At 69.3% G+C, this 26,031-nt stretch carries 23 protein-coding genes; 15 read left to right on the top strand and 8 right to left on the bottom strand.

The features are described from left to right. The first annotated feature begins 93 nt into the window (after nt 1-93). Nucleotides 94-4,077, top strand: coding sequence for a PKD domain-containing protein (locus tag R2707_06190; GenBank protein MEZ5244666.1), 3,984 nt, complete (start codon nt 94-96; stop codon nt 4,075-4,077). On the opposite strand, the gene R2707_06185 is transcribed toward R2707_06190, so the two are convergent. Genes R2707_06185 through R2707_06175 form a run of 3 tightly spaced genes read right to left on the bottom strand, consistent with a single transcriptional unit; the run spans nt 4,064 to nt 8,356 of the window. Continuing rightward, a complete protein-coding gene (locus R2707_06185; protein ID MEZ5244665.1) occupies nt 4,064-6,232 on the bottom strand; it encodes a transglutaminaseTgpA domain-containing protein in 2,169 nt (722 codons plus the stop codon). The two genes, R2707_06190 and R2707_06185, sit on opposite strands and share 14 nt — an antisense overlap. After that, complete coding sequence (locus tag R2707_06180) at nt 6,229-7,368, bottom strand: DUF58 domain-containing protein (protein ID MEZ5244664.1); 1,140 nt, start codon at nt 7,366-7,368, stop codon at nt 6,229-6,231. The genes R2707_06185 and R2707_06180 overlap by 4 nt, the downstream gene beginning before the upstream one ends. Nucleotides 7,369-7,372: 4 nt before the next feature. Beyond that, nucleotides 7,373-8,356 carry a MoxR family ATPase gene (locus R2707_06175; GenBank protein MEZ5244663.1) on the bottom strand — a complete coding sequence of 328 codons (984 nt, stop codon included), beginning with the start codon at nt 8,354-8,356 and terminating at the stop codon, nt 7,373-7,375. 172 nt (nt 8,357-8,528) lie between these two features. Between R2707_06175 and R2707_06170 the strand changes: the two genes are divergently transcribed. From R2707_06170 to R2707_06140, 7 genes are read left to right on the top strand one after another with little or no spacing between them, the layout of a single operon-like run. After that, a complete protein-coding gene (locus tag R2707_06170) occupies nt 8,529-9,329 on the top strand; it encodes a TlyA family RNA methyltransferase (protein MEZ5244662.1) in 801 nt (266 codons plus the stop codon). Further along, complete coding sequence (locus R2707_06165) at nt 9,329-10,180, top strand: NAD(+)/NADH kinase (protein ID MEZ5244661.1); 852 nt, start codon at nt 9,329-9,331, stop codon at nt 10,178-10,180. Before R2707_06170 ends, R2707_06165 begins: the two co-directional genes overlap by 1 nt. 30 nt (nt 10,181-10,210) lie before the next feature. Then, nucleotides 10,211-11,785, top strand: coding sequence for a DNA repair protein RecN (recN, locus tag R2707_06160; protein MEZ5244660.1), 1,575 nt, complete (start codon nt 10,211-10,213; stop codon nt 11,783-11,785). A gap of 57 nt (nt 11,786-11,842) precedes the next feature. After that, nucleotides 11,843-13,513 (top strand): CTP synthase, encoded by a 1,671-nt coding sequence (locus R2707_06155; protein ID MEZ5244659.1) that lies wholly within the window; start codon nt 11,843-11,845, stop codon nt 13,511-13,513. Then, nucleotides 13,510-14,076 (top strand): NUDIX hydrolase, encoded by a 567-nt coding sequence (locus R2707_06150; protein MEZ5244658.1) that lies wholly within the window; start codon nt 13,510-13,512, stop codon nt 14,074-14,076. The genes R2707_06155 and R2707_06150 overlap by 4 nt, the downstream gene beginning before the upstream one ends. Further along, nucleotides 14,076-15,032, top strand: a complete 957-nt coding sequence (gene xerD, locus R2707_06145; protein ID MEZ5244657.1) for a site-specific tyrosine recombinase XerD — start codon at nt 14,076-14,078, stop codon at nt 15,030-15,032. The genes R2707_06150 and xerD overlap by 1 nt, the downstream gene beginning before the upstream one ends. An 11-nt stretch (nt 15,033-15,043) precedes the next feature. Beyond that, nucleotides 15,044-15,550, top strand: a complete 507-nt coding sequence (locus R2707_06140; protein MEZ5244656.1) for a hypothetical protein — start codon at nt 15,044-15,046, stop codon at nt 15,548-15,550. An 81-nt stretch (nt 15,551-15,631) separates the two neighbouring features. Here R2707_06140 and trpS read toward each other — a convergent pair whose 3' ends face one another. Continuing rightward, nucleotides 15,632-16,612 (bottom strand): tryptophan--tRNA ligase, encoded by a 981-nt coding sequence (trpS, locus tag R2707_06135; GenBank protein ID MEZ5244655.1) that lies wholly within the window; start codon nt 16,610-16,612, stop codon nt 15,632-15,634. A 40-nt stretch (nt 16,613-16,652) separates the two neighbouring features. After that, a complete protein-coding gene (locus R2707_06130) occupies nt 16,653-18,017 on the bottom strand; it encodes a deoxyribodipyrimidine photo-lyase (GenBank protein ID MEZ5244654.1) in 1,365 nt (454 codons plus the stop codon). A gap of 66 nt (nt 18,018-18,083) precedes the next feature. On the opposite strand from R2707_06130, the gene R2707_06125 reads away from it, so the two are divergent. The 7 genes from R2707_06125 to R2707_06095 are packed head-to-tail and all read left to right on the top strand — an operon-like array spanning nt 18,084 to nt 24,032. Then, on the top strand, nt 18,084-18,863 hold the full coding sequence (locus R2707_06125; GenBank protein ID MEZ5244653.1) for a segregation/condensation protein A: 780 nt from the start codon (nt 18,084-18,086) through the stop codon (nt 18,861-18,863). Between the two features lie 2 nt (nt 18,864-18,865). Next, on the top strand, nt 18,866-19,552 hold the full coding sequence (gene scpB, locus R2707_06120) for an SMC-Scp complex subunit ScpB (GenBank protein MEZ5244652.1): 687 nt from the start codon (nt 18,866-18,868) through the stop codon (nt 19,550-19,552). After that, nucleotides 19,549-20,277, top strand: coding sequence for a pseudouridine synthase (locus R2707_06115; protein MEZ5244651.1), 729 nt, complete (start codon nt 19,549-19,551; stop codon nt 20,275-20,277). The genes scpB and R2707_06115 overlap by 4 nt, the downstream gene beginning before the upstream one ends. An 11-nt stretch (nt 20,278-20,288) precedes the next feature. Then, entirely contained in the window at nt 20,289-21,353 is a 1,065-nt protein-coding gene (locus R2707_06110; GenBank protein ID MEZ5244650.1) for a prephenate dehydrogenase/arogenate dehydrogenase family protein, read from the top strand. Between the two features lie 3 nt (nt 21,354-21,356). Beyond that, on the top strand, nt 21,357-22,646 hold the full coding sequence (gene aroA, locus R2707_06105) for a 3-phosphoshikimate 1-carboxyvinyltransferase (protein ID MEZ5244649.1): 1,290 nt from the start codon (nt 21,357-21,359) through the stop codon (nt 22,644-22,646). A 19-nt stretch (nt 22,647-22,665) separates the two neighbouring features. Next, nucleotides 22,666-23,313, top strand: coding sequence for a (d)CMP kinase (cmk, locus tag R2707_06100; protein MEZ5244648.1), 648 nt, complete (start codon nt 22,666-22,668; stop codon nt 23,311-23,313). Beyond that, nucleotides 23,310-24,032 (top strand): lysophospholipid acyltransferase family protein, encoded by a 723-nt coding sequence (locus R2707_06095; protein ID MEZ5244647.1) that lies wholly within the window; start codon nt 23,310-23,312, stop codon nt 24,030-24,032. Before cmk ends, R2707_06095 begins: the two co-directional genes overlap by 4 nt. Nucleotides 24,033-24,048: 16 nt before the next feature. On the opposite strand, the gene R2707_06090 is transcribed toward R2707_06095, so the two are convergent. Genes R2707_06090 through ispH form a run of 3 tightly spaced genes read right to left on the bottom strand, consistent with a single transcriptional unit; the run spans nt 24,049 to nt 25,996 of the window. After that, complete coding sequence (locus R2707_06090; protein ID MEZ5244646.1) at nt 24,049-24,432, bottom strand: cytochrome c; 384 nt, start codon at nt 24,430-24,432, stop codon at nt 24,049-24,051. Further along, on the bottom strand, nt 24,429-24,962 hold the full coding sequence (locus R2707_06085) for a DUF6529 family protein (protein ID MEZ5244645.1): 534 nt from the start codon (nt 24,960-24,962) through the stop codon (nt 24,429-24,431). The genes R2707_06090 and R2707_06085 overlap by 4 nt, the downstream gene beginning before the upstream one ends. Beyond that, nucleotides 24,959-25,996 carry a 4-hydroxy-3-methylbut-2-enyl diphosphate reductase gene (gene ispH, locus R2707_06080; protein MEZ5244644.1) on the bottom strand — a complete coding sequence of 346 codons (1,038 nt, stop codon included), beginning with the start codon at nt 25,994-25,996 and terminating at the stop codon, nt 24,959-24,961. The genes R2707_06085 and ispH overlap by 4 nt, the downstream gene beginning before the upstream one ends. Nucleotides 25,997-26,031 lie beyond the last annotated feature (35 nt).

Genomic DNA, 26,031 nt, shown 5'->3' with positions numbered 1-26,031 from the left:
TCGACAACATGGGGCGCGCGCCCCATGCCACGGGGCACCGGTGCGGTACTCTGGGCCGTTGTGCGGAGGCGATGGAAGCAGATCGCAGGTGTCATGGCACTCGTTGCCACCACGGGCGCCGGCGCGGCTGCATTTCAGATCGGGCCTGATGTCGTCACCGACGTCCTGACCCCGTCCACCGGACTCTGGGTGCCGGCGCCGGTCACCGGCGAGATCGTCCACGTCGACGCCGCGAGCGGGGAGGTGACCGCTCGTGTCGCAGTTGCCGACTCGGGGGCGACGCTCGACGTGGCCGAGACCGAGAACGGTGTGGTGGTGCTCGACCGCAGCACCGGGAGCGTCTCGTTGGTCGATCCCGGGCTGCACGAGGTCGTTCGCAAGGTCGGCGGCCTCCCCGCCGACGGTTCGACCTTCGACATCGGACCCGAGGTGATCGTCGTCGCCGATCGCGCGTCGGTCGCGTTGATCGATCCACTGATCACCGGTTCGACCGTGGTGCCGATCGACGGCACGATTCGATCGGTCGCTGCGAACGGGACGGACGCAGTCGTCGACAACGAGCTCCAGCGATTCTCCGTCGGTGCCGAAGGGACGGTGGATGCGTCGACGTCGTCCGGTCACGTCGTGCGGGTGATCGATCGCGTCGTTGCGCTGCGGGGTGATCGGGTCACCGATCTCAGCGGCGACGAGGTCGGCTGCTTCGAGAACAACCTGTCGGGCCCCGATGAGGCGATCGGGACAGCGGAACGCTGGGTCGTGGCGATCGACGGTTCGAATGTGCACGTGGCGGATCTCACCAACGGCGAATGTGCCGTCGTCCGACTCGGCGACAGTGCGGGCGCGCTCGGCCGGCCGGTGGTCGCCGATCGGCGGGTGTTCGTGCCCGAGACGACCACTGGCGCCGTCTACGTGATCAATCCCGACGATGGCGAGTTCACGCGGTATCAGGTCCTCGCCCCCGGCCTGTTGCGGCTCCGTTCCCGTGACGACATGGTGGTGGCGTTCGACGTCGCCGGTCCATTGGCCGCGCTCATCGATCGTGACGGCAATGCGGTGCTGGTCGACACCTCGGTCGAGTCCCTCTCGATCTCGACGACGCCGGGTGATGGCGACAACGCGGCTGCCGGGGATGTCGGAGATGCCCCGGCCGTCGCGATCGAGGGTGCCGATTCCGTCGTCGCCGCCAACGGCGACGACGTGCTCGACGCCAATGTCCTGGCGATGACGATCGAGGATCCGACGGACGACGCGCCCGACGTGGTCTCCGACGGCGAACTGGTCGCGAACTTCTCGTTCAGCGCGACCACGGTGGCGGTCGGCGAACCAGTGCGTTTCGTCGACAACTCCACGGGTGGACCCGAGTCATGGCGTTGGGACTTCGGCGACGGGACCGGCGACGAGGGCCCGGAGGTGAACAAGTCATGGGACGAGCCGGGGACCTATCCGGTCACGCTCACGGTCCAGCGCGGGACTGACGAGGACGAGATCAGCCTGTCGATCACGGTCGTCCCCGGTGAGGTCGCGCTGCCGCCGGCCGCCGACTTCGTGTTCTCGTCCACGGTGGTCGAGGTCGGCGACGACGTGCGTTTCGAGGATCGCAGCGACGGCGAGATCGATCGCTGGCGCTGGGACTTCGGCGACGGCGAGAGTGCCACGACGCCGGACGCGTCCCACTCATGGTCTGCGCCGGGTCGGTACACGGTTCGGCTGACGGTGGCCAACGACCAGGGATCGGACCGGGCGTCCGTCGTGATCGAGGTCGTCGACGGCCTCCAGGCCCCCCGAGCCGTTGTCACCGCGTCCACGACACGGGCCGCGCTCGGCGAAGCGGTGCGGTTCAGCGGCTCGTCGACCACGAGCCCTGCGGCCTACACCTGGAATTTCGGTGACGGTCGCACGAGCAACGGTGCCGACGTCGTCCACGTGTTCCTGGCGACCGGTACCTACACCGTGACGCTGACGGCGCAGAATGCGGCCGGCAGGTCGACGGCCGAGGTCACCGTCGTGGTTTCGCCGCCGACGTTGGCACCGACGGCCGTCATCGGCACGTTGCCCTCGGTGATCGAGGTCGGCGATCCGGTCTCGCTCAGCAGCCTGTCGACCAACAGCCCCGACACGGAGCAGTGGACGTTCGGCGACGGCGCGACCGCGTCGGGCGCGAACGTGACCCATACCTGGACGTCGGAAGGCACCTATCTCCTGACGTTGACGGCGACCAACATCGCCGGCTCCAACAGCGTCACCGAGACCATCGAGGTGGTCGCGGAGCTACCGCCACCCGTCGCTCGGATCGCGGACTTCGATCCGACCCCGTGGGTCGGTGAAGCGACCGAGTTCCTCAGCGCCAGCCTCGACGCAACGTCGTGGCGCTGGGACTTCGGCGACGGGTCGACCTCGACGGCGACCAACCCGCTCCACACGTACACGTCGCCGGGGCAGAAAACGGTGACGCTCACGGTGACCAATCGCAACGGCTCCGACACGACCACGGTGGTCGTGGAGCCTCGGATCCGGCCGATCGCGTCGTTCGAGGCGAGTGCGCGATTCATCCGCGCCGGCGACTCGGTCACGTTCACCGACACCTCCACGGGGGGACCGGCCTCGTGGGCGTGGAACTTCGGCGATGGCTCCACCAGCGCGGCCCGGAACCCGACACACACCTACGCCGCGACCGGCACCTACCCGGTGACCCTCACGATCGAGAACAGTCTGGGCGATGCGTCCACCTACGGCCCGATCGTCATCAGCGTCGATCCGGCCGAACCCGTCCTCGACTCCGTCGGCCTCGCGGCCGGCGGTGACGGCGTCGTGACGACACTCGAGACCGTGGCGTTCACCGCGGTCGTCGCCGCCGATTCGGGACCGATCCAGCTCTACGAGATCGACTTCGGTGACGGCTCGGGCATCTTCGGTGGGAGCTCGGCCACGTTCACCCAGGACTACGCCGCCGCCGGCGTCTACACGGTCCGCATGCGAGCGTTCGGCGGCCTTTCCGAGTGGAGTCCGTGGGTTTCTCGCAGTGTCACCGTGGTCGACCCGCCGGCGCCCCAGGTGACGATCAACCCCTTCGCCGACCCCCAACAGCTCGGTCCGGTCGCGTTCTCGGGCAGCAGGACGGGTGGCGGACCGGTCGGCGTCTGGCGCTGGGAGATACGGCGCGGGTCGGTCGTCGTCGGTCAGTACACGGGGCAGTCGATCACCCACACGTTCACCGACCAGGGTGCGCACACCGTCACCCTGACCGCCGAGAGCCCGGTGGCCGCGGTGCCCGACGATGTGGTCTCGCGAGGTCTGGAGATCGTGCCGCCACCGCCACCGTCGATCGACGGGATCGTGGCGACCCCCACCCCGGCGACCGCGGGCGTGCAGGTGTCGTTCTCGACGCAGGTCTCCGGCTCGGTCGCGCTCTGGGAGTGGAACTACGAGGGCACCTGGGAGACCGGGACCTCCACCGGCCAACATGTCTTCAACACGACAGGCGTGAAGAACGTGCGGCTTCGTGTCACCGACGCGGTCGGCCAAACGGCACAAGGTCAGGTGCAGGTGCGGGTGAATCCGGCACCGTCGTTGACCCCGATCTCCGTGTCGCCGGCGTCGACCGTGCAGACGGGTGCCACTGCGGCCCTCTCGTCGTCCGACAGCAACGGTCTCACCGGCCTCACCTGGAATTGGCGGGTCTATCCCACCGGTCAGACGCCGCCGTCGTCTCCGACCTATCCGAACGCAGGGCCCTCGATCAACCACCAGTTCACCGGGGCGGGCAGCTGGACCGTGTCGGTGACCGCGGTCGACCAGAACGGTGTGTCGGATCAGGAGATCACGTTCGTGACCGTCCAGGACCCGCTCGTCGCGGAGTTCGACCACTCCCAGACCGGCCCGCTCCAGATCAGCTTCTCCGATGCCTCGACAGGAGCGTCGGCCGACACGTGGCTCTGGAGCTTCTCGGGCGGGGTCGGCGACACCGCCGCCCCGAACCCCGTCGTGTCGTTCCCGGCGCCGGGCGCCTATCTCGTGACCCTGACCGTGTGGTCGGGGGCCCAGAGCGACTCGGTGAGCCGAACGATCACCGTGACCTGAGGAATCCGACGGGCTGGCGGCCTTGGCGAGACCGCGGCGGTCGCGGTGGGCGGTAGCGCAGGACCCGCGGGTCGATGAGGCGCAGGATCACGGTGTAGCCGCCCTTGACCTCGCGCAGCGTCGACTCGACGCGCCGCAGCTCCTCCCACGCCAGGGTCCCGTCGTCGACGGTGGGATCCGTGGGGCCGTGGAGCGCACGCGCCGCCAACTCGCCGAGGAGATGGGCCTCGTCACCGAGTTCGTCGTCCATCGACCGCGCGGTCGCGACGACGTCGCCGATGGTGGACGTCGCCGTGATCGTCGCTCCCAGCTCACGGAGTCGGTCGACGAACTCGGCCCACGCCCCGAGGACCCGACTCGCTGCTCGCCGGTTGGTCGCGTGACGGAACTGCCGTCGGGCGACGCGCACGACGATCAGCACGGCGAGGAGCACGGCGATCGCGATCGCCGCGTAGACGACCGTGTCGCGCAAGGTGATGTCGTCGTCGCCGCCGATCGAGGTCTCGTCGGGGTCCTCACCCGGGCCGAGTTCTCGAGGGAGCGCCTGCGCCCGCACCACCGGGTTCTCGACGAGCGACGTCGTGGTCACCGTCGCGTCATCGGCGACATCGGGCGCAACGTCGGGCACCGGCGGGACCGGGTCGCTGGCGACCCATCCGACACCGGGCAGCGCGGCCTCCGTCCACACGTGGAGGTCACTCGACTCGACGACCGGTCCCGTGGCGACATAGCCCACCACGAGGCGGCTCGGAATGCCGACGGCCCGCAACATCAGGGCGTGGAGCGACGCGATCTGCTCCGCTCCCGTCGCCCGCCCGTCGACCAGATCGGCGCGGAGACGCCCGAACGAGTTGCCGGGGGGCCGTGATTCGTTGCGCTCGAGCTCGCGAACCCGTGCAGAGATGGCGTTGATCGTCGAGATGGCGTCGGTGCTGCCCAGCGCAGCGGCCTCCGCCGCCGCCCGGATCTCCTCGGGCAGGGCGGAAGGGGTCTGGCTGAAGGTCCCGGACACCGCGTTGCGGTCGGCTTCGAGCCCTTCGAGCTCGGTTCGGTCGACCGATGTGCCGGTGAACTCGTAGGTGTCGACGCTGGTGGTCTCGAGCGCGGTCTGCGCCTGCTCGTTCCACAAGATGTCGTTGATGTCGAGGCTGATGAGGCGATCGGGGAGTGGGATCCAGGGACCCGTCGACGACTCGAGTTCGACGGCGTAGTTGACGATCTCGCCTGGCGGGAGGATCTCGGGGGTGGGGAAGGTCGCGACATCCTCGTAGTCGGTTGCCGGGAGCCAGCGCTCGCCGTTGTGTGTGTCGTAGACCTGGAGGCGGAGCCGGAGGGGGCTCGTGATCGGTGGGCCGTCGAGGCGGAGCACGACTCGATCGTCGGTGACCGAGATCCCGAACTCGGCCAGGATGTCGGGCACGACTTCGGTCACGGTTTCGGTCGTGCGCGCCGCGCGCGGGTCGACCGGTTCGCGATCGACGAGGCCGGCGACCGTCGCCGCGACCATCGCGAGCCCGGCGGACCCTGCGATGACGAGCAGCAGGGAGCCCGCCCGTCCGGGACGCCAATGCTGTTTGCTCGACCGGGTCGTGGTGGCGATCGCGAGCAACGCGAGACCGCCGACACCGATGCCGACCATCGCCGAGGTGAGGTCGCGGGGCAGCGCGGCGGTCGTCGACACCCAGAGAACCGCGGCTGCGCCGGCCACACCGGCGAGCACCGTGCGGTGTCGCGCGGCCACATGGACGCCCAGGGCGACCGCGATCCAGGTGAGAATCGCGGTGAAGGTCTCCGCGCTCTGACGGTCGGTCAGGGGGAATTCCTCGTCGAGCAGAGCCTCCCAGCCGGAGAACACCCCCTCGCCGAGCTCGCGGCCGACCGCCCATGACACCGGATCCGTCCAGAAGATGCCTCGCATCGAGACCGTCACCGCCCAGACGAGCGACCCGAGGACGGCCGCGAGCGCGGCGGCGGTACCCGAGGGGCGGGACTCGGCAGATTCGAGGACGCTGGCCACGAGCGCGGCGGCGAGGGCCGCCCCGAGGACGCTGAAGGCCCAATCCCAGTCGCCGAATGCCTCTCGAAGGGGGAGCGCCGCAACAGCCACCATCACCGCGATGCTGAGCGACGTCGTGAACGACGGCCTGAGCGTCATCGTCGCATCCGCCGGTTCCAGGCCTGGGCGAAGTCCGCCGAGGTGTTGGCGTTGATCAGCACGGCGCCGACGAGGTCGTAGACCTCCGACGAGGTTCCCGACCCCATGCGGATCATCGTGAGCTGATCGAATCGTTTGCGAATCGGGCCGAGGCTGCGGAGGGCATCGACTCCGGCCCGTCCGGTGATCACGGCACACGAGAGCCCGGCGGGATCGTTGCTGGCGGCGACCGCGGCCTCGCCGAGGTCCATCGTCTCGTCGTCGTGGCGTTGGAGGCCGGCGAGCAGATCCATGACGGCGAGTCGGGACGAGCGGTCGTCGATCACGTGGCCGTCGCTGGTGCGAAAAGTGAACGGGAAGCGCCGGATCATCGCCGAGACGATCACGCTCGCCGCGGCGCGAACTGCGTCCTCGAAGGACTCGTCGTCGTAGAGATCGCGACTCGTGTCGAGGATGACCGTGGTGCGGGGTCGGTGGACGTCGATGTTGTGGCGAACCATCAGCTGGCCCACGCGGGCCGAAGATCGCCAGTGCACCAGCCGGAGGTCGTCGCCCGGTACGTATTCGCGCAGGTTGGAGAAGGTGATCCCGCCCTCGGCGGCCTCACCCGACGGAAGGCCCTCGAGGTCTCGGCGGATCCCGGCGGGAAACGGCGACACGTCGTGGACCTGAGGATGGACGACCAGTCGGCTGAGTCCGGAGTCGATGTCGCCGCGCCGGGCGAGGCCGATCGGGTCGCCGCGCCGGACCGTGAGCGGGCCCACGGCGAAGATGCCTCGGCGCTCCGTCGGGATCTCGTTGGTGATCACGACCGACTCTCCGGGGTCGAGCGCCGGGATCTCGATGGGAAGGCCGGTGTCGCCGAAGTGTTCGATGCCGCGCAGCGCGCCGTTGGTCCGCCGGCCCTGGTTCGTGATGGTGAGCTCCGCGATGGCACTCTCGCCTGCCGTCACCCGATCGGGCAGGACCCGACGATCGCATCGCATGTCGGGCGGACGTCCGACGAGGATCAGCGCGATCAACACCGCCGCGATCAGCGTTGCCCCCATTCCCGTCAGCGTGGGATAGCCGATGCCCAGACCGATCAGGGAGAGGACGACGCCGGCGAAGAGGGCGCCGCGCCCGGCGGGGGTCACCGGATCAGCTCCGGGTGGTCTCGTCCACCGGGGTCTGGCTCAACACTTCGTTCACGATGGCGTTGCCGGTGATGCCCCGCAGTTCCGCTTCGGGCGTCACGACGATCCGGTGGGGGAGGACGTGCGGCGCGAGTAGCCGGACGTCGTCCGGCGCGACGAAGTGGCGGCCGTTGCTGGCCGCCCAGGCCCTGGCTGCGCTGGCGAGCGCGATGGTCCCGCGGGGGCTCACGCCGATGCGGATGTCGGGTCGAACACGGGTCGCCGTGGAGAGGGTGACGAGGTATTCCTTGACGAGCGGACCGACGTGCACCCGGTCGGCGATACGCGTCATCTGCGCGAAGCGTTCGGTGTCGACGACCGGCGCGAGTTCGGTTCTGTCCCAGCGCTTCTCGTGCTGGTCGAGGATCTCCATCTCGGCGTCGGCGTCGGGGTAGCCGATGTGGAGGCGCATGAGGAAGCGGTCGAGCTGCGCCTCGGGGAGTTCGTAGGTGCCGTCGAGTTCGATCGGGTTCTGTGTTGCGAGCACGATGAAGGGTTCGGGAACGGGGCGGGGCATGCCGTCGACGGTGACCTGGTGTTCTTCCATCACCTCGAGGAGGGCGGCCTGGGTTTTCGGCGACGCCCGGTTGATCTCGTCGGCCACGACGACGTTGGCGAACACGGGCCCGTCGTGGAACTCGAAGGTGTTCTCGCCCTGGTTGTAGATCTGGACGCCGGTGACGTCGGTCGGCAGGAGATCAGGCGTGAACTGGATGCGTTGCAGCGATCCGTCGATGGTCTCGGCCAGGGCCCGGGCGAGCGAGGTCTTGCCGACGCCGGGAACGTCTTCGATGAGAAGGTGCCCGTCGGCGAGCATGCAGGTGATGGCGAGCCGTACGACGTCGGGCTTTCCCTTGAGCACGTGCTCGACGTTCGTGGCGATCTTGGCGAAATCGGCCTGGAACCCCGCGACCTGTTCTCGGATCGCGTCGTCTGGATCTGCCGCCATGATTCCCTTCTCTGCCGCGCAGGCGCTCGTTGGGGCCTGCTCTGCGAATTCTGCCGTCCTGTCGGCAGAGAGGCCATGTTAGGGAGCGCAACTGCCTAGAGTGACGGCTTCCGGGTATTTCCGTGGGGATGTCGGTGACACACACACCGTGGCAACGTGCACTGGATGGGCGATGAGTCGCCGTCGACGCCTGGACGCGGAGCTCGTGCGTCGAGAACTCGCCGACAGCCGGAGCCGGGCCCAGGAGCTGATCGTCTCGCGACGGGTCCTCGTGGGGGGTGCCGTCGCCGAGAAGGCGGCGCGTCAGGTCGACCCGGGTGACGCGATCGAACTGCTCGGCGACGGCCCCCGATTCGTGTCGCGCGGCGGCGAGAAGCTGGCGGCCGCGCTCGAGCGCTTCGCGGTCGATGTCGAGGGCCGACGGGTCGTCGATGCCGGGTCGTCGACCGGTGGATTCACCGACTGCGTACTCCAGGCCGGTGCGGCGCACGTCGTCGCGATCGATGTCGGCCGCAACCAGCTGCACGAACGCATGCGGGCCGATCGGCGCGTCGCGGTCCACGAACAGACCAACATCCGAACGCTGGACCCGGAAGCGGTCGGCGGGCCCGGCGATGTCCTGGTCGGGGATCTCTCGTTCATCTCGTTGCGGACGGTGCTCGACTCGCTCCTGGCGCTCACCGTCGAGGGCGGCGATCTGGTGCTCCTCGTGAAGCCCCAGTTCGAGGCGGGCAAGGCGGAAGCCGACCGGGCCAAGGGCGTCATACGCGATGCCGAGGTCTGGTCCCGCACGCTCACGGAGGTGTGCATCGCACTCCAGGAGCGGGGAGCGGCCATCATGGGGGCCATGACCTCCCCGATCACCGGTGGCGACGGCAACGTCGAGTTCCTCGTCCATGCCCGACGCGGTGGCGCGCCTGGCGACGTCGATGCCCAGGTGGCCGCAGCGCTCGCAGAAGTCGAGGGGCGCTGATGGCCGAGGTCGGGCTGATCGTGCACCTCGGACGTGAAGAAGCGGCTGCGCACGCTCGTGATCTGGCCACGTGGCTGGTCGGCGAGGGCCATCGTGTGCGCATCCCGCCCGAGGACGCGGCGGTCAGCGGGCTCGAGCGGCACCAGGTCGACACCGGCGACTTCGCTCCGGGCCTCGACCTCGTCGTGACGCTGGGAGGCGACGGGTCGATCCTGCGCGCCGTGGAACTGCTCGACCGGGCCTCCGTGCCGATTCTCGGCGTCGACCACGGACAGCTCGGCTATCTCACCGAGGTCGAACCCGGAGAAGCGCAGCAGGCTGTGGCGCGTGTTCTGCGTGGCGACCACGAACTCGACGAGCGCATGCTCATCGACGTCGCGATCCGCACCGGCGACGAGGTGCAGCACCACCTCGCCCTCAACGAGGTGGTCGTCGAGCGGTCCGCCGAGGTCAACACCATCCGCCTCACCGTCGACCTCGACGGTGAGTTCTTCACGACATATGCCGCCGACGGACTCATCGTGGCGACGCCGACCGGCTCGACGGCATACGCGTTCTCGGCCCGCGGCCCGATCGTCGACCCGAGCCATTCGGCGCTGCTGCTCACGCCGGTTTCGCCCCACATGCTGTTCGATCGGTCACTGGTTCTCGCCCCGACGACCCGCTGCACGCTCACGGTCGACGGGCATCGGCCGGCAGCAGTGTCAGTGGACGGTCGTAGGGTGGCGATCGTGGGAGACGGCGACACGATCGAGTGCACCGCCGCCGCCCACACGGCCCGGTTGGTGTCGCTCGGGCCACGTCGTTTCCATCGAGTGCTGAAAGCGAAGTTCGGGCTGAATGATCGATAACCACCACCTCCTGTCCGTCGGGAACCGGCCGTGCTGATCGAGCTGGTCGTGCGCGACCTCGGCGTGATCAACGAGCTCTCGCTCGTGCTCGGGCCGGGAATGACCGCGGTCACCGGTGAGACGGGTGCCGGCAAGACGCTCATCGTGGGGGCGATCGACCTGCTGACCGGTGGGCGAGCGGATGCGTCGCTGGTGCGGCCCGGAGCCGACGAGGCCGAGATCGAGGGCCGGTTCGTGCACGACGACGAGGAAGTGATCGTACGGCGGGTGATTCCCCGCGACGGCCGTTCGCGGGTCTATCTCAACGGGCGGCTGGCCACGGTCGCCGCGCTGAGCGAGCACGGCGCCGATCTGGTCGACCTCCACGGGCAGCACGCCCATCAGTCGTTGTTGAAGGGTCCGGTCCAGCGGGCCGCGCTCGATCGTTTCGGCGTGATCGACACGTCGGGGCTCGCCGTCCTGATCGACGATCTGCGGGCAGTCGATGCCGCGCTGGCCGAGCTCGGCGGTGACGAGCGGGCGCGAGCCCGCGAGATCGACCTGTTGCAACACCAGCTCGACGAGATCGAGGCGGCCGGCATCACCGGCCCCGACGAGGACCAGCGGCTCGACCAGGAGGAAGACCTGCTGGCTGACGCCACAGCCCATCGGGAGGCCGCTGCGGCGGCGCGCAGCCTCCTCGACGCCGATGGCGCGGCGGCCGGCGCGGTGGCCGAGGCGCTCGCCGCGGTCGAGGGGCGGGCCCCGTTCGCCGATGTCGAGGTCCGGCTGCGCTCCGTGATGGCTGAGCTGTCCGATCTGGCGGCCGAGGTGCGGGACCGGGCCGAGGGGATCGACGACGACCCCGAACGCCTGGCGGCATTGCGTGAGCGGCGCGCCATGTTGCGAGAGTTGCGCCGCAAGTACGGCGACGATCTCGCCGAGGTCGAATCGTTCGCGAGGGAGTCGGCCGAGCGTCTCGCCGAGCTGCGCAGCCACGACCAGCGTGCTGCCGCACTCGACACCCGTCGCGGGGAGCTGCTGGTGCAGCTGACCAAGGAGCAGGCGAGGGTTCGGGCCGCACGGGTCGCGGCCGCGCCGCGGCTCGCTGCCGCGGTCGAGGGCCACCTCGCCGGCCTGGCCATGGCCGGTGCCCGCCTCACCGTGGCGGTCGAGGGCCCGGCGGGCGACGAGGTCACGTTCCTCCTGGCCGCAAACGCCGGCCACGATCCCCAGCCCCTCGCGAAGGTCGCCTCCGGCGGCGAGCTCGCCCGCACGATGCTGGCGCTGCGTCTGGTGCTGAGCGCCGGACCGCCCACGCTCGTGTTCGACGAGGTCGACGCAGGCATCGGCGGCGCGGCGGCCAACATGGTCGGCAGCTCGTTGGCCGCGTTGGCCGACACCCACCAAGTGCTCGTGGTCACGCATCTCGCCCAGGTCGCGGCGGTGGCCGATCATCACGTCGCGATCTCGAAGCATTCCGTCGAGGGCGCGACGGTGAGTGCCGCCGGCCTGCTCGATCGCGAGTCGAGGATCACCGAGATCAGCCGGATGCTGTCGGGGTCGCCCGACTCCGAAGCCGCACGCGAGCACGCGATCGAACTGCTCGGGTCGGGTCGATCATGAGATTGGTGCCGCGCCGTGCGCGCCACCACCCGTTCGAAGGGTTATGTTGAGATCCCGATGACGAAGCACATCTTTGTGACCGGTGGTGTGGTGAGCGGGCTCGGCAAGGGGCTCAGTGGCTCCTCGCTCGGTCGACTGCTCAAGGCTCGGGGTCTGCGGGTTTCCATGCAGAAGCTCGATCCGTATCTCAATGTCGATCCGGGGACGATGAACCCCTTCGAGCATGGCGAGGTGTTCGTCACCGACGATGGCGGTGAGACCGACCTCGACCTCGGTCACTACGAGCGGTTCGTCGACGAGAACCTCACCCAGGACTCCAACGCGACCACCGGCTCGATCTACTCCGCGGTGATCGCAGCCGAGCGGCGCGGCGACTACCTGGGCAAGACCGTGCAGGTCATCCCGCACATCACCGATGAGATCAAGCGCCGGATCAATCGACTCGTCTCCGACGACGTCGACGTCATCATCACCGAGGTCGGCGGCACGGTGGGCGACATCGAGATCCTTCCGTTCCTCGAGGCGATCCGTCAGTTCCGGCTCGATGTCGGCCGTGAGAACGTCTTCTACATCCACGTGACGTTGGTGCCCTACATCGGCCCGTCGTCGGAACAGAAGACCAAGCCGACTCAGCACTCGGTCACCGAGCTGCGCAGCCGCGGCATCCAGCCCGACGCGATCGTGTGTCGCTCCGATGATCCGATCAGTGCCGACCTGCGCCGCAAGATCTCCAACCTCTGCGACGTCCCGATGGAAGGGGTGGTCAACGCGGCCGATGCGTCGAGCCTCTACGACATCCCCCTCGTGCTGCACGACGAAGGGCTCGACGACTATGTGTGCCGGATGCTCGGGCTCGACGACCACGAGATCGATCTCGAGCCGTGGAAGCAGATCGTGGCGAAGGTCGAAGCGGCGACCACGCCGGTGCGCGTCGGCCTGATCGGCAAATACGTCAGTCTGCCGGATGCCTATCTCTCGGTGGTCGAGTCGCTCAACCACGGCGGGCTCCACCACGGCGGCGATGTCCAGATCGAATGGATCCAGGCCGAAGAGGTCGAGGGTCTGCTCGCGGCGGGTCGTCTCAAGGATCTCGACGGCATCGTCATCCCCGGCGGCTTCGGCGAACGTGGTGTCGAGGGCAAGATCGCGGCGGCGGCCTACGCCCGCGAGTTCGACATCCCGTGCCTGGGGCTGTGCCTGGGTATGCAGGTGATGACGATCGAATACGCCCGCAATGCGCTCAACCTGGCCGGTGCCAACTCGACCGAGTTCGACAGCCGCACGCCGCATCCGGTGATCGATCTCATGGAGAGCCAACGCGATGTGACCGACATGGGTGGCACCATGCGTCTCGGTGCCTATGTTGCCCAGCTCCTGCCCGGGTCCCGTGTCGCGCTGGCCTACGGCAAGGAGACGGTCTCGGAGCGTCATCGCCATCGCTACGAGTTCAACCCGAAGTACCGCAGCCGCTTCGAAGACAGCGATCTGGTGCTCTCCGGCGAGTCACCCGACGGTCGGCTCGTCGAGTTCATCGAGCTGAAGAACCATCCGTTCTGGATCGCCACACAGGCCCATCCCGAGTTCAAGAGCCGCCCTGATCGCCCGTCGCCGCTCTTCCGCGAGTTCGTCAAGGCGGCGATGGAGCGCGCCGCCGGTCGGAACCCTCAGCTCATCGACCCCGACGCCGAGGTCTCGGCGGCGGCGGAGTCGGCCGCCGCCGACTCGTGACCGAACCGGGGCCCCGCTCGGCTTCGGGGTTCCGCCGCATCACCGAACGTCGGATCCATCAGGGTTGGTCGATCGACGTCGTCGTGGCCGACTTCGAGACGCCCGATGGCGAGATCGTCAGCCGCGACGTCGTCCGCCATCCCGGCGCTGTCGCGGTCGTGCCGCTCGACGGCGACGACATCGTGCTCGTGCGTCAATACCGGGCCGCGATCGAGCAGGACCTGCTCGAGATCCCCGCGGGAAAGCGCGATGTGGCCGACGAACCGCCCGAGACGGGCGCGTTGCGCGAGCTCGCCGAGGAGGTCGGCTTCACCACGTCGACACCGCTCGTGCCGCTCGTCGAGTTCTACAACTCGGTCGGCTTCTCCGATGAGTATTCCTACGTGTATCTCGCCACCGATCTGGAGCCGGTGCCGCTCGACCGCCAGGGACCGGAGGAACAGCACATGACCATCGAGCGATGGCCGGTCGACTCGATCGCCGCCGCGATCGCCGACGGCGACATCACCGACGGCAAGACCGTCATCGGCCTGCTGGCCGCCCTCCGCCACCTTGGTCGCTGATGACCGGGTCCGTGGTCGACGCGAAGAGTCGCCTCGATCCCGACGCCGAGGACTTCCTCGTCTGGCTCGCGGTCGAGAAGGGGCGCTCGACCAACACGTTGTCGGCGTACCGGCGCGATCTGCTGCGCTATCGCGACCATCTTCGTCGTCGACAGCAGTCGGTGACCACCGCCACCGAGGACGACGTGATCGCGTTCGTCCACGTGCTGGTGGGGGAGGGCCTGGCCCCCGCGTCGGTCACCCGCACCCTGGTCGCGGTGCGGGGGATGCACCGCTTCCTCGTCGCCGAGGACGTGCGGCCCGACGACCCGTCCGCCGAGGTCGAGATGCCCCGCGTGCCCCGTGGGCTCCCGAAGGCGCTGACCCTCGAGCAGGTCACTGCGCTCATCGAGGTCGTCACCGGCGACGATCCGGTGGCCCGCCGCGACCGGGCCATTCTCGAGACCCTCTACGGCACGGGCGTGCGGATCTCCGAGCTCGTCGGCCTGTCGCTCGGCGATGTCGACCTCCACGACGGCCTGGTGCGCGTGCTCGGCAAGGGGAGCAAGGAACGCATCGTCCCGATCGGGCGCCATGCGGCCGTCGCCCTGACGGAGTGGACGGCGAGCGCGGGGCGGGGCGCGATGGAACCCGACCGCTGGGCTCGCCGCGAGGACGCCGAAGCCGTCTTCCTCAACCAGCGGGGCGGTCGGCTCAGTCGTCAGGGGGCGTGGGGGGTGGTCCGCAAGCACGGCCTGTCGGTGGGCTTGGGCGCAGAGCTGACACCCCATGTGCTGCGCCACTCGTGCGCCACTCACATGCTCGATCACGGCGCCGACATTCGTACCGTGCAGGAACTTCTCGGCCACGCGTCGATCTCGACCACGCAGATCTACACCAAGGTGTCGACCGAGCGCCTGCTGTCGGTCTATAGAGCCGCCCACCCCCGCGCACTGGCTTCCGAGCGAGGCTCGTGATGGGCGGTGTAGTGCACCTGACCAGGCGGTTCTTCGGCGCACTGCGCCCGGGAGGGCCTCCCGAGGTCGACCGCGCCTGGGTCGAATCAGTGCTGTCCGAGGCCGAATACGCCCTCTGGCGGCGCCAGTACGGGCCGGATCGTCGCCACACCGCGTCGGTGGCCCGTGAGGTCGAGCGGCGACTGGGCCACGAGGCCACCCCGGCCGTGATCGCCGCCGCCCTTCTGCACGACATCGGAAAGATCGATGCCGACCTCGGCACGTGGGGCCGGGTGGTCGCCACGTTGTCGGCCAAGGTCGCTGGTCGCGACACTGCCATGCTGTGGTCCAAGAGCTCGGGATTCACCCGCCGGGTCGGTCTCTACCTCCAGCACCCGGCGATCGGCGCCGACATGCTCGAGATGGCCGGCAGCCACCCGTTGACCGTTGCATGGGCTGCCGAGCACCACCTGCCGGCCGACGAGTGGACGATCGACGCCCATCTCGCCCAGGTGCTCCACGACGTCGACGACGACTGACACCCGTCCACCCCGACGTTCTGAAGGCGGGTCGACCCGCTCTGAGCGGGAGAACTCACCTTAATTTGGGGGGCGCTGGGGTCAGTCGGCGAGGAGGCCGATGTTGCCCTTGGCCCGAGCGAGGACGGGCGCGGCGATGGTGCGGGCCTTGTCGGCACCGACCTTCAACAGCCGGGCGGTCTCGGCCGGATCGCCCTCGAGCTCCCGGAAGCGGGCCTGGACCGGTTCGAGCAGGGCGACGACGGCGTCGGCGGTGTCGACCTTCAGCTGGCCGTACTGCTCGTAGGTTCCGGCCAAGGCCTCCGGATCGCGATCGGTTGCCGCGCCGAGGATCGACAGGAGGTTCGACACGCCGGGCTTCTCGCCCATGTCGAAGCGGACCTCGCCGTCGTTGTCGGTCACTGCGCTCTTGATCTTCTTGGCGATCTGCTTCGGGTCGTCGAGGAGCCCGACCGTGCCCTTCGGCGAGTCGTGCGACTTCGACATCTTGGCGTCGGGTCGCTGGAGGTCCATCACCCGTGCGCCGGCCTTCGGGACGACGGCCTTCGGAAGCACGAAGGTGTCGCCGTAGCGGGAGTTGAACCGCTCGGCGATGTCGCGCGTGATCTCGATGTGCTGACGCTGGTCCTCGCCCACAGGCACCTCGTCGGTGTCGTAGAGCAGGATGTCGGCGGCCTGGAGCGCCGGATAGGTGAACAGGCCGGCCGAGATGAAGTCGTGCTGGTCGGACTTGTCCTTGAACTGGGTCATGCGGCTGAGCTCGCCGAACGACACACTGCACTGCATCAACCAGCCGCCCTCGGTGTGCTCTCGCACATGGCTCTGCACGAACAGGGTGCAGACCTCGGGGTCGAGGCCGGCGGCGATCAGCAGCTGGGCCAGGCGGAGGGAGTCATGACCCACCTGACCAGGGGTTTTGGGGACCGTGATCGCGTGGAGATCGACGACGCAGAAGATCGCATCGGTCTCGTGTTGCAGGCGCGTCCAGTTGCGGATCGCGCCCAGATAGTTGCCGAGATGGAGTTCGCCCGTGGGCTGGATGCCGGAGAAGACGCGAGTCATGGGGTCGAATGGTACGGCCGCGGCGCCGTGGTGCCGGGCATTATTCGTCGCGGGCCGATTCGAGGGCCTGTTTGTAGACGCGGAGGGTCTCCTCTCGCGCCGCCGGATGGTCCACGATCGGGAACGGGTAGTCGTCGCCGAGGGTGATGCCTGCCGCGGCGAGATCGAGCGGAGCGACTCCGGCCGGCTCGTGGATGGCACGGTCACTCAGACCGGCGAGCTCCGGCACCCACCGGCGGATGTAGTCGCCCTCGGGATCGAAGCGGCGGCTCTGGGCCGTGGGATTGAAGATCCGGAAGTAGGGGGCGGCGTCGGGGCCGGTGCCGGCAACCCACTGCCAGTTGCCGGCGTTCTGAGGGATGTCGCCGTCGGCCAGGAGATGGCGGAACCAGCGCTCGCCCCGACGCCAGTCGATCAACAGGTCCTTGACGAGGAACGACGCGGTGATCATCCGCACGCGATTGTGCATCCAGCCGGTCTCGGCGAGCTGGCGCATGCCGGCGTCGACGATCGGGTAGCCGGTGCGGCCTGCGGTCCACGCGGCGAACGCCCGGTCGGCATCCGCGCCCGTCTCCCAACGGATCGCGTCGTACTCGGGGCGGAGCGCGAGGCGGTCGATGTCGGGGCGGGCGAGGGTGATGTGGGCGTACCAGTCGCGCCAGGCCAGCTGCCGCACCACGGCATCGGCTCCCGGCCCGGCGTCGGACAGCGTCCGAGCCACCTCGCGGGCCGACACCCACCCGAACCGGAGGGCGATCGACAGTTCGGTGGTGCCCTCGACACCCGGGAGGTCGCGAACCGTCGGGTAGTCGGCGCTGCGATCGGCGGCGCGGGCGAGCAGGGTCGCGACATCGACCGGTGCGGCCCCGTCGCCGACGACGGGAAGGCCCGCGGAAGTGGCGGACGCGACCCTCGATGGCGGGGCGACGGCCTCGGGCGCCACCGGCACCTGCGACCACGCGTTGTAGAACGGGGTGAAGACACGCGAGAGCGTGCCGGCCTTGGTCAGCACCGACCCCGGCGGCTGCACCAGGGTCCCCCAATGTCGACGCAACGGACACGAAACCGCCTGGTCAACGGCATCGTCGCGCCGCTGGGACCACCGGGTGACGTCGGCGTTGACGTGGATCTCGTCGGCGTCGCACTCGGCACCGACGCGGGGCACGACCTCCTGGGGGCGCCCGATCTCGACGCGGAGTCGGCCCCCCAGTGCCGCGAGCTCCCGATCGAGCGCGTGGAGCCCGCCCAGGTAGGCGTTTCGCCGGAACGGCCCGGCCCGATCGAGCAGCGTCGGCTCGATCACCACCAGGGCGACGGTCTCGTCGGCGCCGCAGGCGGCGGCCCACGCCGGGTTGTCGCGGAGGCGAAGATCGCGCCGGAACCAGGCGATCGAAGTGGAGGTCACGCCCTCAACCTAGAAGGCCGCGGCAGGACCATCGCACTCGGGTCTTTGCCGTCTAGGGTCACCGGAATGTCGTATGAGGTGCATACATCGGTCTTCGACGGGCCGTTCGATCTGCTGCTGCATCTGATCCTGCGTGAACAGGTCGATCTCTACGAGATCAACCTGTCGGAGATCGTCGACGCCTATCTCGTAGAGCTCGACAAGATGGATCGGCTGGATCTCGAGGTCGCCACCGAGTTCCTGCTGATCGCCGCGACGCTCGTCGAGCTGAAGGCCCGTCGACTCCTGCCCGACGATCACGACATCGATCTCGACGACGAGCTCGGCCTCTGGGAAGAGCGAGATCTCCTGCTCGCCCGGTTGGTCGAGTGCAAGACGTTCAAGGACGCCGCTCTGGTGCTGCGGAAGCTGTCGGCCCACGCGGCGCGCTCCTACGCCCGCCGCGTCGGTCCGGTCGAGGAGCGGTTCATCGGTCTCGCTCCTGATCTCCTCGACAACACCACGCCGGAGGACCTGCGGGCCGCCTACCTCAAGGCGACGGCACCCAAGCCGGTGGTGCGCGTCGACCTGTCCCATGTCACGCCGATCAAGGTCACGGTGGCCGAGGCCGTCGAGGAGCTTCTCGACGAGTTGCCCCGGGCCGGGCGCCTCACCTTTCGCGAGCTCACGGCCGAACTGGTCGACCGCATCGAGGTCGTGGTGCGCTTCCTGGCCGTGCTCGAGTTGTTCAAGCAAGGGGTGGTCGAACTCGACCAGCCGGGCAATTTCGGCGACATCACCGTGGTCTGGATCGGTGACGACACCGTCTCGGCCGACGCCATCTCGATCGACACCTACGAGGGCTAGCAATGGTTGCCGAACACATCCCGCCGGCGCTCGAGGCCATCCTCCTCGTGGCCGAAGAGCCGCTCCCGCCCGAACTCCTCGCCCAACTCGTCGGCGCGTCGGTCGCGGAGGTCGACGAGACCTGTGAGGCGCTCGCCCACGGGTACGAGGTCGAGGGGCGGGGGTTCGTCCTCGCCCGAGTCGCCGGTGGCTACCGCTATCAGACGGCCACGGAGCAGGCGCCCTATGTCGAGCGCTTCGTGCTCGACGGGCAGTCGTCGCGGCTCTCGGCCGCCGCCCTCGAGACCCTCGCCGTCGTCGCCTACAAGCAGCCGGTGTCGCGCAACCAGATCGCCTCGATACGCGGGGTCAACGTCGACGGGGTGATGCGGACGTTGCAGCAGCGTGGCTATGTCGACGAGGTCGCCCGCGACCCGGGCCCCGGCCAGGCGGTCCTCTACGGGACGACCCCGACCTTCCTCGAGCGCCTGGGCCTCGATTCCGTCAACGACCTCCCGCCGCTGGGCGAGTTCTTCCCGACCACCGACATCGTCGAGGCGCTCGAACGGGGTCTGCGCGTCGTGCCCGACGAGCAGGTCATCGCCGAGGCGGGCTCCGACGCGGCGAGCGACACGTCCGACGACGAGACCGTGTCCGAGCCGGATGAGGAGCCCGACGACGGGGCGGGCGACGAGCCGGACCAGTCGTGAACACCGACGGCGAGCGGCTCCAGAAGGTCCTCGCTCGCCTCGGGTTCGGGAGCCGACGGGTGTGTGAGGATCTGATCGCCGACGGTCGGGTCACGGTCAACGGCGACATCGCTGAGCTGGGGCGACGCGTCGATGTCGACGCCGACGAGGTCGCCGTCGATGGCGCCGTGGTGGGCATCCGGCCCGGCCTCGTCTACTACCTGCTCAACAAGCCGACCGGCGTGATCACGACGGCCGACGACCCGCAGGGCCGTCCGACCGTGGTGCAGATGGTGCCGAGCGAACCGCGGGTGTTCTCCGTTGGTCGCCTCGACGCCGATTCCGAGGGGCTCCTGCTGCTCACCAACGACGGCGAGATCACCCACCGGTTGACCCATCCGTCGTTCGGCGTCGAGAAGGAGTACCTCGCGAGCGTGACGGGCACGCCGAGTCGCGGCGCGATTCGGCAGTTGCGCGAGGGAATCGAGCTCGACGACGGGCCGACTGCACCCGCCAGGGTCACTGCGGTCGACGACTCGCTGTTGCGCATCACGATCCACGAGGGACGCAACCGCCAGGTCCGGCGCATGTGCGAGGCCGTCGGCCATCCCGTCATCCGGCTCGTGCGCACCCGGATCGGACCGATCGTCGATCATCGGTTGAAGCCGGGGGAGTGGCGGGAGCTGAGCCGTGAAGAGGTCCGCACCCTCGAAATCGCCGTCGGCGGCCAAACCGACGAGCGCTAACATCGCCACCCGTGACTGAAACGCGGACCGCGATGGTCGTCGGTGTCGGCCTGATCGGCGGGTCCGTGGGCATGGCCCTGCGCCATGCCGGGTGGCACGTCATCGGCGTCGACCACGATGACGAGCATCTGGCCGCCGCGATCGAGGCCGGCGCGATCGACGTCGCCGGCGGGCTCGGCGAATGCGACCTCGCGGTCATCGCCACCCCGGTCAGTTCCGTCGGTGCGCTCGCCCGCGCCGCGCTCGACGCGGGCGCGGCGGTCGTCACCGATGTGGGCAGCGTCAAGGGCCCGATCGCCGCCCGCATCGACGACCCCCGGTTCGTTCCCGGGCACCCGATGGCCGGGAGCGAGCAGGACGGTCTCGACGGCGCCTTCGCCGACATGTTCAGTGGCGCAATGTGGGTCCTGTGCCCGACCGACTCGACCGATGATGCGGCATTTGCCGAGGTCAGAGAGGTCGTGTCGTCGTTCGGCGCCCAGGTGATCGTGATGCCGCCCGATCGCCACGACACGCTCGTCGCCGTCGTTTCGCACGTGCCCCACCTGACCGCGGCCACGCTGATGCGCCTCGCCAACGGCCGGGCCGAGGAGCACCGCTCCCTCCTGCGGTTGGCGGCGGGCGGCTTCCGAGACATGACTCGGATCGCGGCCGGCCATCCGGCGATCTGGCCCGACATCTGTGCGCAGAACCAGGCTGCGATCACCGATGTGCTCGACGAGCTCATCAGGGAGCTCGGGAGCCTGCGCGACATCGTGGCCGAGGGCGCGACCGACGCCCTCCTCGATCATCTCGAGTCGGCGCGGTCGGCCCGGCTCAACCTGCCGACGACAGCACCGGTGGCCGAGCAGATGGCGGAGATGCGGATTCCGGTGCTCGACCGGCAGGGGGAGATCGCCGCGATCGCGACCCTGGCCGCCGATCTCGACGTCAACATCTACGACCTCGAGATCGCCCACTCGGCCGAAGGGCCACGCGGTGTCGTGGTCGTCCTGGTCGAATCGGCGATGGCCGAGCGGTTCCGCGGCGGCCTGATGGTGCAGGGGTACCGCCCGTCGATCCGAACGCTCGACTGACCGATGTCCGTCGACGATCCCCGCCGCCTTCCCGACCCGTATCCCATCGAGCCATTGATCCGCCCGCCCGATGCGACGGTGGTGCTCCCGGGCTCGAAGAGCATCACCAACCGGGCGCTGGTCGCGGCGGCGATGGCCGAGGGCGACACCACGCTCGAGGGCGTGCTCTACGCCGACGACACCGAGGCGATGATCGAGGGTCTGCGCGCGCTCGGCATCGCGATCGAGACCGACGTCGCGTCGGCCGTCGCCCGCGTCGAGGGTTGTGGGGGAGAGTTGCCCGGCCTCGACGCGACCGTCGACGCCCGTCAGTCGGGCACCACAGGCCGGTTCCTCACCCCGATCGCCGCGCTCGGTGCCGCGCCGGTGGTGATCGATGGCGACCAGCAGCTCCGCGACCGGCCGATGGCCGACCAGATCGCCGCGTTGCGGGAGATGGGGGTCACCGTCGAGGAGTTGGGCAATCCCGGGCGACTCCCGCTCCGCCTGACGGGCCCGCTCCGCGCCGCGAGCATCGCCCTCGCCGCTGATGTCTCGAGTCAGTTCCTGTCGGGTCTGCTGCTCGCCGGAGCGGTCCGCGGCCTCGACGCCCGACTGACCACGGCGGCCGTCAGTCGCCCGTATCTCGACATGACGACGGCGGTCATGCGCTCGTTCGGCGCCGACGTCAGCGACGACGACGGCACGGCCTGGGCGGTGGGCGGCGGCTACACCTCGCCCGGGACCTACGTGATCGAACCCGATGCGTCGGCGGCGTCGTACTTCCTGGCTGCCGCGGCGATCACCGGCGGCAGGGTGCGGTTGGAAGGACTCGGATCAGGTTCGCTCCAGGGCGACGTCGGGTTCGCGTCGGTGCTCGCCGAGATGGGTGCGGCGGTCGACATCGGTCCGTCCCACATCGAGGTCCGCGGCGCGCCGCTGCGTGGTGTCGAGGTCGACCTCCGCCACATCTCCGACACGGCACCGACCCTCGCGGTGGTCGCTGCCTTCGCCGAGGGCCCGACGGCCATCACCGACATCGGGTTCGTGAAGGGCAAGGAGAGCGATCGCATCGCGGCGCCGGTCCGCGAATTGCAACGCTGCGGGGTCGACGCCGAGGAGATCGACGGCGGCCTGGTGATCCGCCCCGACGGGCGGCCGACGGCGGCGATCTTCGACACCTACGACGATCATCGGATGGCCATGGCGTTCTCCCTGATCGGGCTCGTCGTGCCCGGCATCGCAGTGCGGGACCCGGGCTGTGTCGCGAAGACGTTCCCGGGCTTCTTCGCCGCATTGGATCAGCTGCGGTGACGCGGCAAGATTGGCCCTCATGCGTGTGATCGCGATCGACGGACCGGCAGGGTCCGGCAAGTCCACTGTGGCGAGAGCCGTCGCCGAGCGCCTCGGTCTGGCGTACCTCGACACCGGGGCGATGTATCGGGCGGTGGCCTTCGCCGTGCTGTGCGCCGGGGGTGATCCCGCCGACGGCGAGTTCGCGGCCAACACCGCGCGATCGATGGAGCTCGATGTCGGACCCGACCGCGTGCTCGTCAACGGCACCGATGCGACCGTCGAGATCCGCGGGCCGGAGGTCACCCGCTCGGTGAGCCTCGTCGCCGCCAACCCCGAGGTGCGGGTCGAACTCGTGTCGCGCCAGCGGGAGTGGACGGCTCGCCGGGGTGGGGGTGTCCTCGAGGGCCGCGACATCGGAACGGTGGTCTTCCCCGACGCCGAGCTGAAGGTGTATCTCACCGCCAACGCGGAGGAGCGAGCGCGTCGACGGGCCAAGGAGGTCACCGATCTCGACTACGAGACCGTCGCCGCCGACCTCGCCCGCCGCGACACCCTCGACAGTACCCGCGACGCCGATCCGCTGTCGGAGGCGGCCGACGCGGTACTGGTCGACACTACCGGGCTCAGCATCGACGAGGTCGTTGCCGAGATCACCCGTCTCCTGGAGGAGAAGAACGCGTCGTGACCAGGGCGAATGTCTACGGATCCCAGGAGATCGACACTCCCGAGCGCAGCCGCCACGGGCTTCTCGGGCGCATCATGTATCGCCCGTTCTGGCTGTTCGTCTACACGCTGTGCAAGCTGCTGTTCCGCCTGCAGGTCGAGGGCCGGGAACGGCTTCCCGAAGGGCCGTTCATCCTCTCCGCCGTGCATCGCTCGTTCGTCGACACGCCGATCGTCGGGGTGATCACCGGCAAGCGGCTGCGGTTCATGGGCAAGGAGAGCCTCTGGGACTCGAAGCCGTTGGGCGCGTTCCTCACGTTCTTCGGCGGGTTCCCGGTCGAGAGAGGCGTCGCCGACCGCACCGCCCTTCGCGCCGCACAGGACGTGTTGGCCCTCGGCGAACCCCTGGTGATGTTCCCGGAGGGAACCCGTCAGGAAGGACCTCGCCTCGACCGAGCGCTGCTGCACGACGGGCCCGCATTCGTCGCGTCCCGTGCCGGTGTCCCCATCGTGCCGGTCGGCATCGGCGGCAGCGCGAAGGCGTTGCCGCTCGGCGCGAAGATCCCCCGGCCTCGCAAGATCGTCGCGGTGATCGGCGAGCCGATCATGCCGCCCGAGCGGGTCAACGGCAAGGTCCCGCGCCGGGCGGTGAAGGACCTCACCGACACGCTGTTCGCCGAGCTCGGCGATCTCTACATCGAGGCGCGGGTCCTGGCCGGCGACGAGCCGGCCCCGAGCTGACGGCGACCGGCGGCCGTCACGACAGCCCGAAGCGGGTGAAGCTCACGACGGCGGCGATCTCGTCGTCGGTGAGCGTCATCGCGAACGGGGGCATCCCGTTGCGCCCGTCGGTCACGAGGTCGATCTGTTCGGTCACGTCGGGATAGTTGAGGACCACGGTTCCGGCGAGGCGAGGGCCCTGGCCGCCCTGACCCTCGTTGCCGTGGCAACTCGCGCAGCGCTGCTCGTAGATCTCGGCGCCGCCGGCGAGGACCTGGCCTGTGTCCGGTCCGGCCGCCGTCGACGCCGTCGGTGTGTCGTCGGGGGCGCCCCGGAGACTGAACAGCAACACGACGGCCGTGGCCGCGCCGACCCCGACGATCCACTGGACGACGGAGGTGGCCTTGCGTAGCGCACTCACGAGCTGCCCCCGGCGTAGTGCACGAGTGCGCTGGTCCACCACGCGACGAGCATCGCGACGCCGAGGAGAGAGCCGGTCAGCGGTACTGCCCACGGCGCCAGGTCGTCGCGGCGCACGGCGAGGATCTTCGCGACATAGAAGCCGTAGGCGATGCAGCCGACGATCGAGTGGACGACGAGTCGGCTGTCGCTCGACTGGTAGCCGACCGTCCAGACGCAGTGGAACACGACGGGGAGCGTGATGCCGAACGCAAGGGTGCCGAGGAGTCGGTGGAGATCGCTGGTCCACGCCGGCGGGGCATGGCGCGGCCCGATCCGTCCGGTGATACGCAGGCCGAGGCTGACCTGCATGACGAAGAGGAACATGGCGACCGACGCGAACGCGCTCTTCCACGCACTCGCCGTCGTGAACCCTTCGATCACGAAGTCGCGCCCGGTCGGCTCGTGGGCGGACGCGTAGACGCCGAGGAGCAGGGCGGTGGCGGCCCCGAACGCGAGGGGAACCGCGATGGCGGTCGGTCGGACGGTCATCCCCGGATGTGGAGCGACTCGAGCACGTCGCTGGCATCGATGTTGCGGTCGTCGAGGGGGAGACCCGGTACCGCGGTCGGCATGGTCACCCCGGCGACGGCATCGACGGCGCCGAGGAGCTCGCGGAGGTTGCGCGGCGGCGGGAAGTATTCGTCTTCGTCGGTCACCCGTATCTCCTCCACGCCGTTGACCGGGGAGAGGCGGTCGATCACCGAGCGGACGAGATCTTCAGGAGCCGAGGCTCCCGCGGTCACACCGACGACGCCCGAGATGTCGTCGGGCAGTTCGTCGGGGCCATTGACCCGGAACACCCGCGGGCACCCGGCCTCCTCGGCCAGCGCGGCGAGGGCGTTGGTGTTGGACGAGTTGGCCGAACCGATCACGACCATCGCGTCGCATCGGGGCGCGATCTCCATCAGCGCCGATTGTCGATTGGTGGTGGCGAAGCACAGGTCGGAGCGCTCCGGCTGCCACAGCAGCGGGAACTTCTCGCGGGTCGCCTCGAGCACGCCCGCCCATTCCCGATGCGACAGGGTGGTCTGGGCGAGCACCGCGACGGGGGTCTCGAACTCGGGGAGCGCGGCGACCTCCTCGGGGGTCTCGACGCGGTGGATGGCCTCGGGCGCCACGGCCATGGTCCCGATCGCCTCCTCGTGGCCCTCGTGGCCCACGTAGACGATCTGGTACCCCTTGCCGGCCCGGGTCTTCACCTCGTGGTGGACCTTGGTGACCAGGGGACACACGGCGTCGACCACATAGCCGCCTCGGGCACGGGCCGCGGCGACGACCTCGGGAGCCGAGCCGTGGGCGGAGAGCATGATCGGGCGGCCCGGGGGCACCTCGGCGATGTCGTCGACGAAGACGACCCCAGACTCCTCGAAGCGTCGGACCACGAGCTGGTTGTGGACGATCTCGTGGTAGCAGTAGACAGGCGGCTCGAACGCTCGCACCATCCAGGCGAGCGCCTTGATCGCCATCTCGACACCGGCGCAGAAACCCCGGGGCGAGGCGAGCAGAACCTGATCAACCGTCACCCGGCGGAGGCTACTGACTCGGCGCGGCTGTGGCG

The organism is Acidimicrobiales bacterium, from assembly GCA_041394245.1.
Classification (GTDB): domain Bacteria; phylum Actinomycetota; class Acidimicrobiia; order Acidimicrobiales; family Aldehydirespiratoraceae; genus JAJRXC01.
The sequence above is the reverse complement of the archived record's forward strand: the minus strand, read 5'-3'. Positions and strand labels throughout refer to the sequence as shown.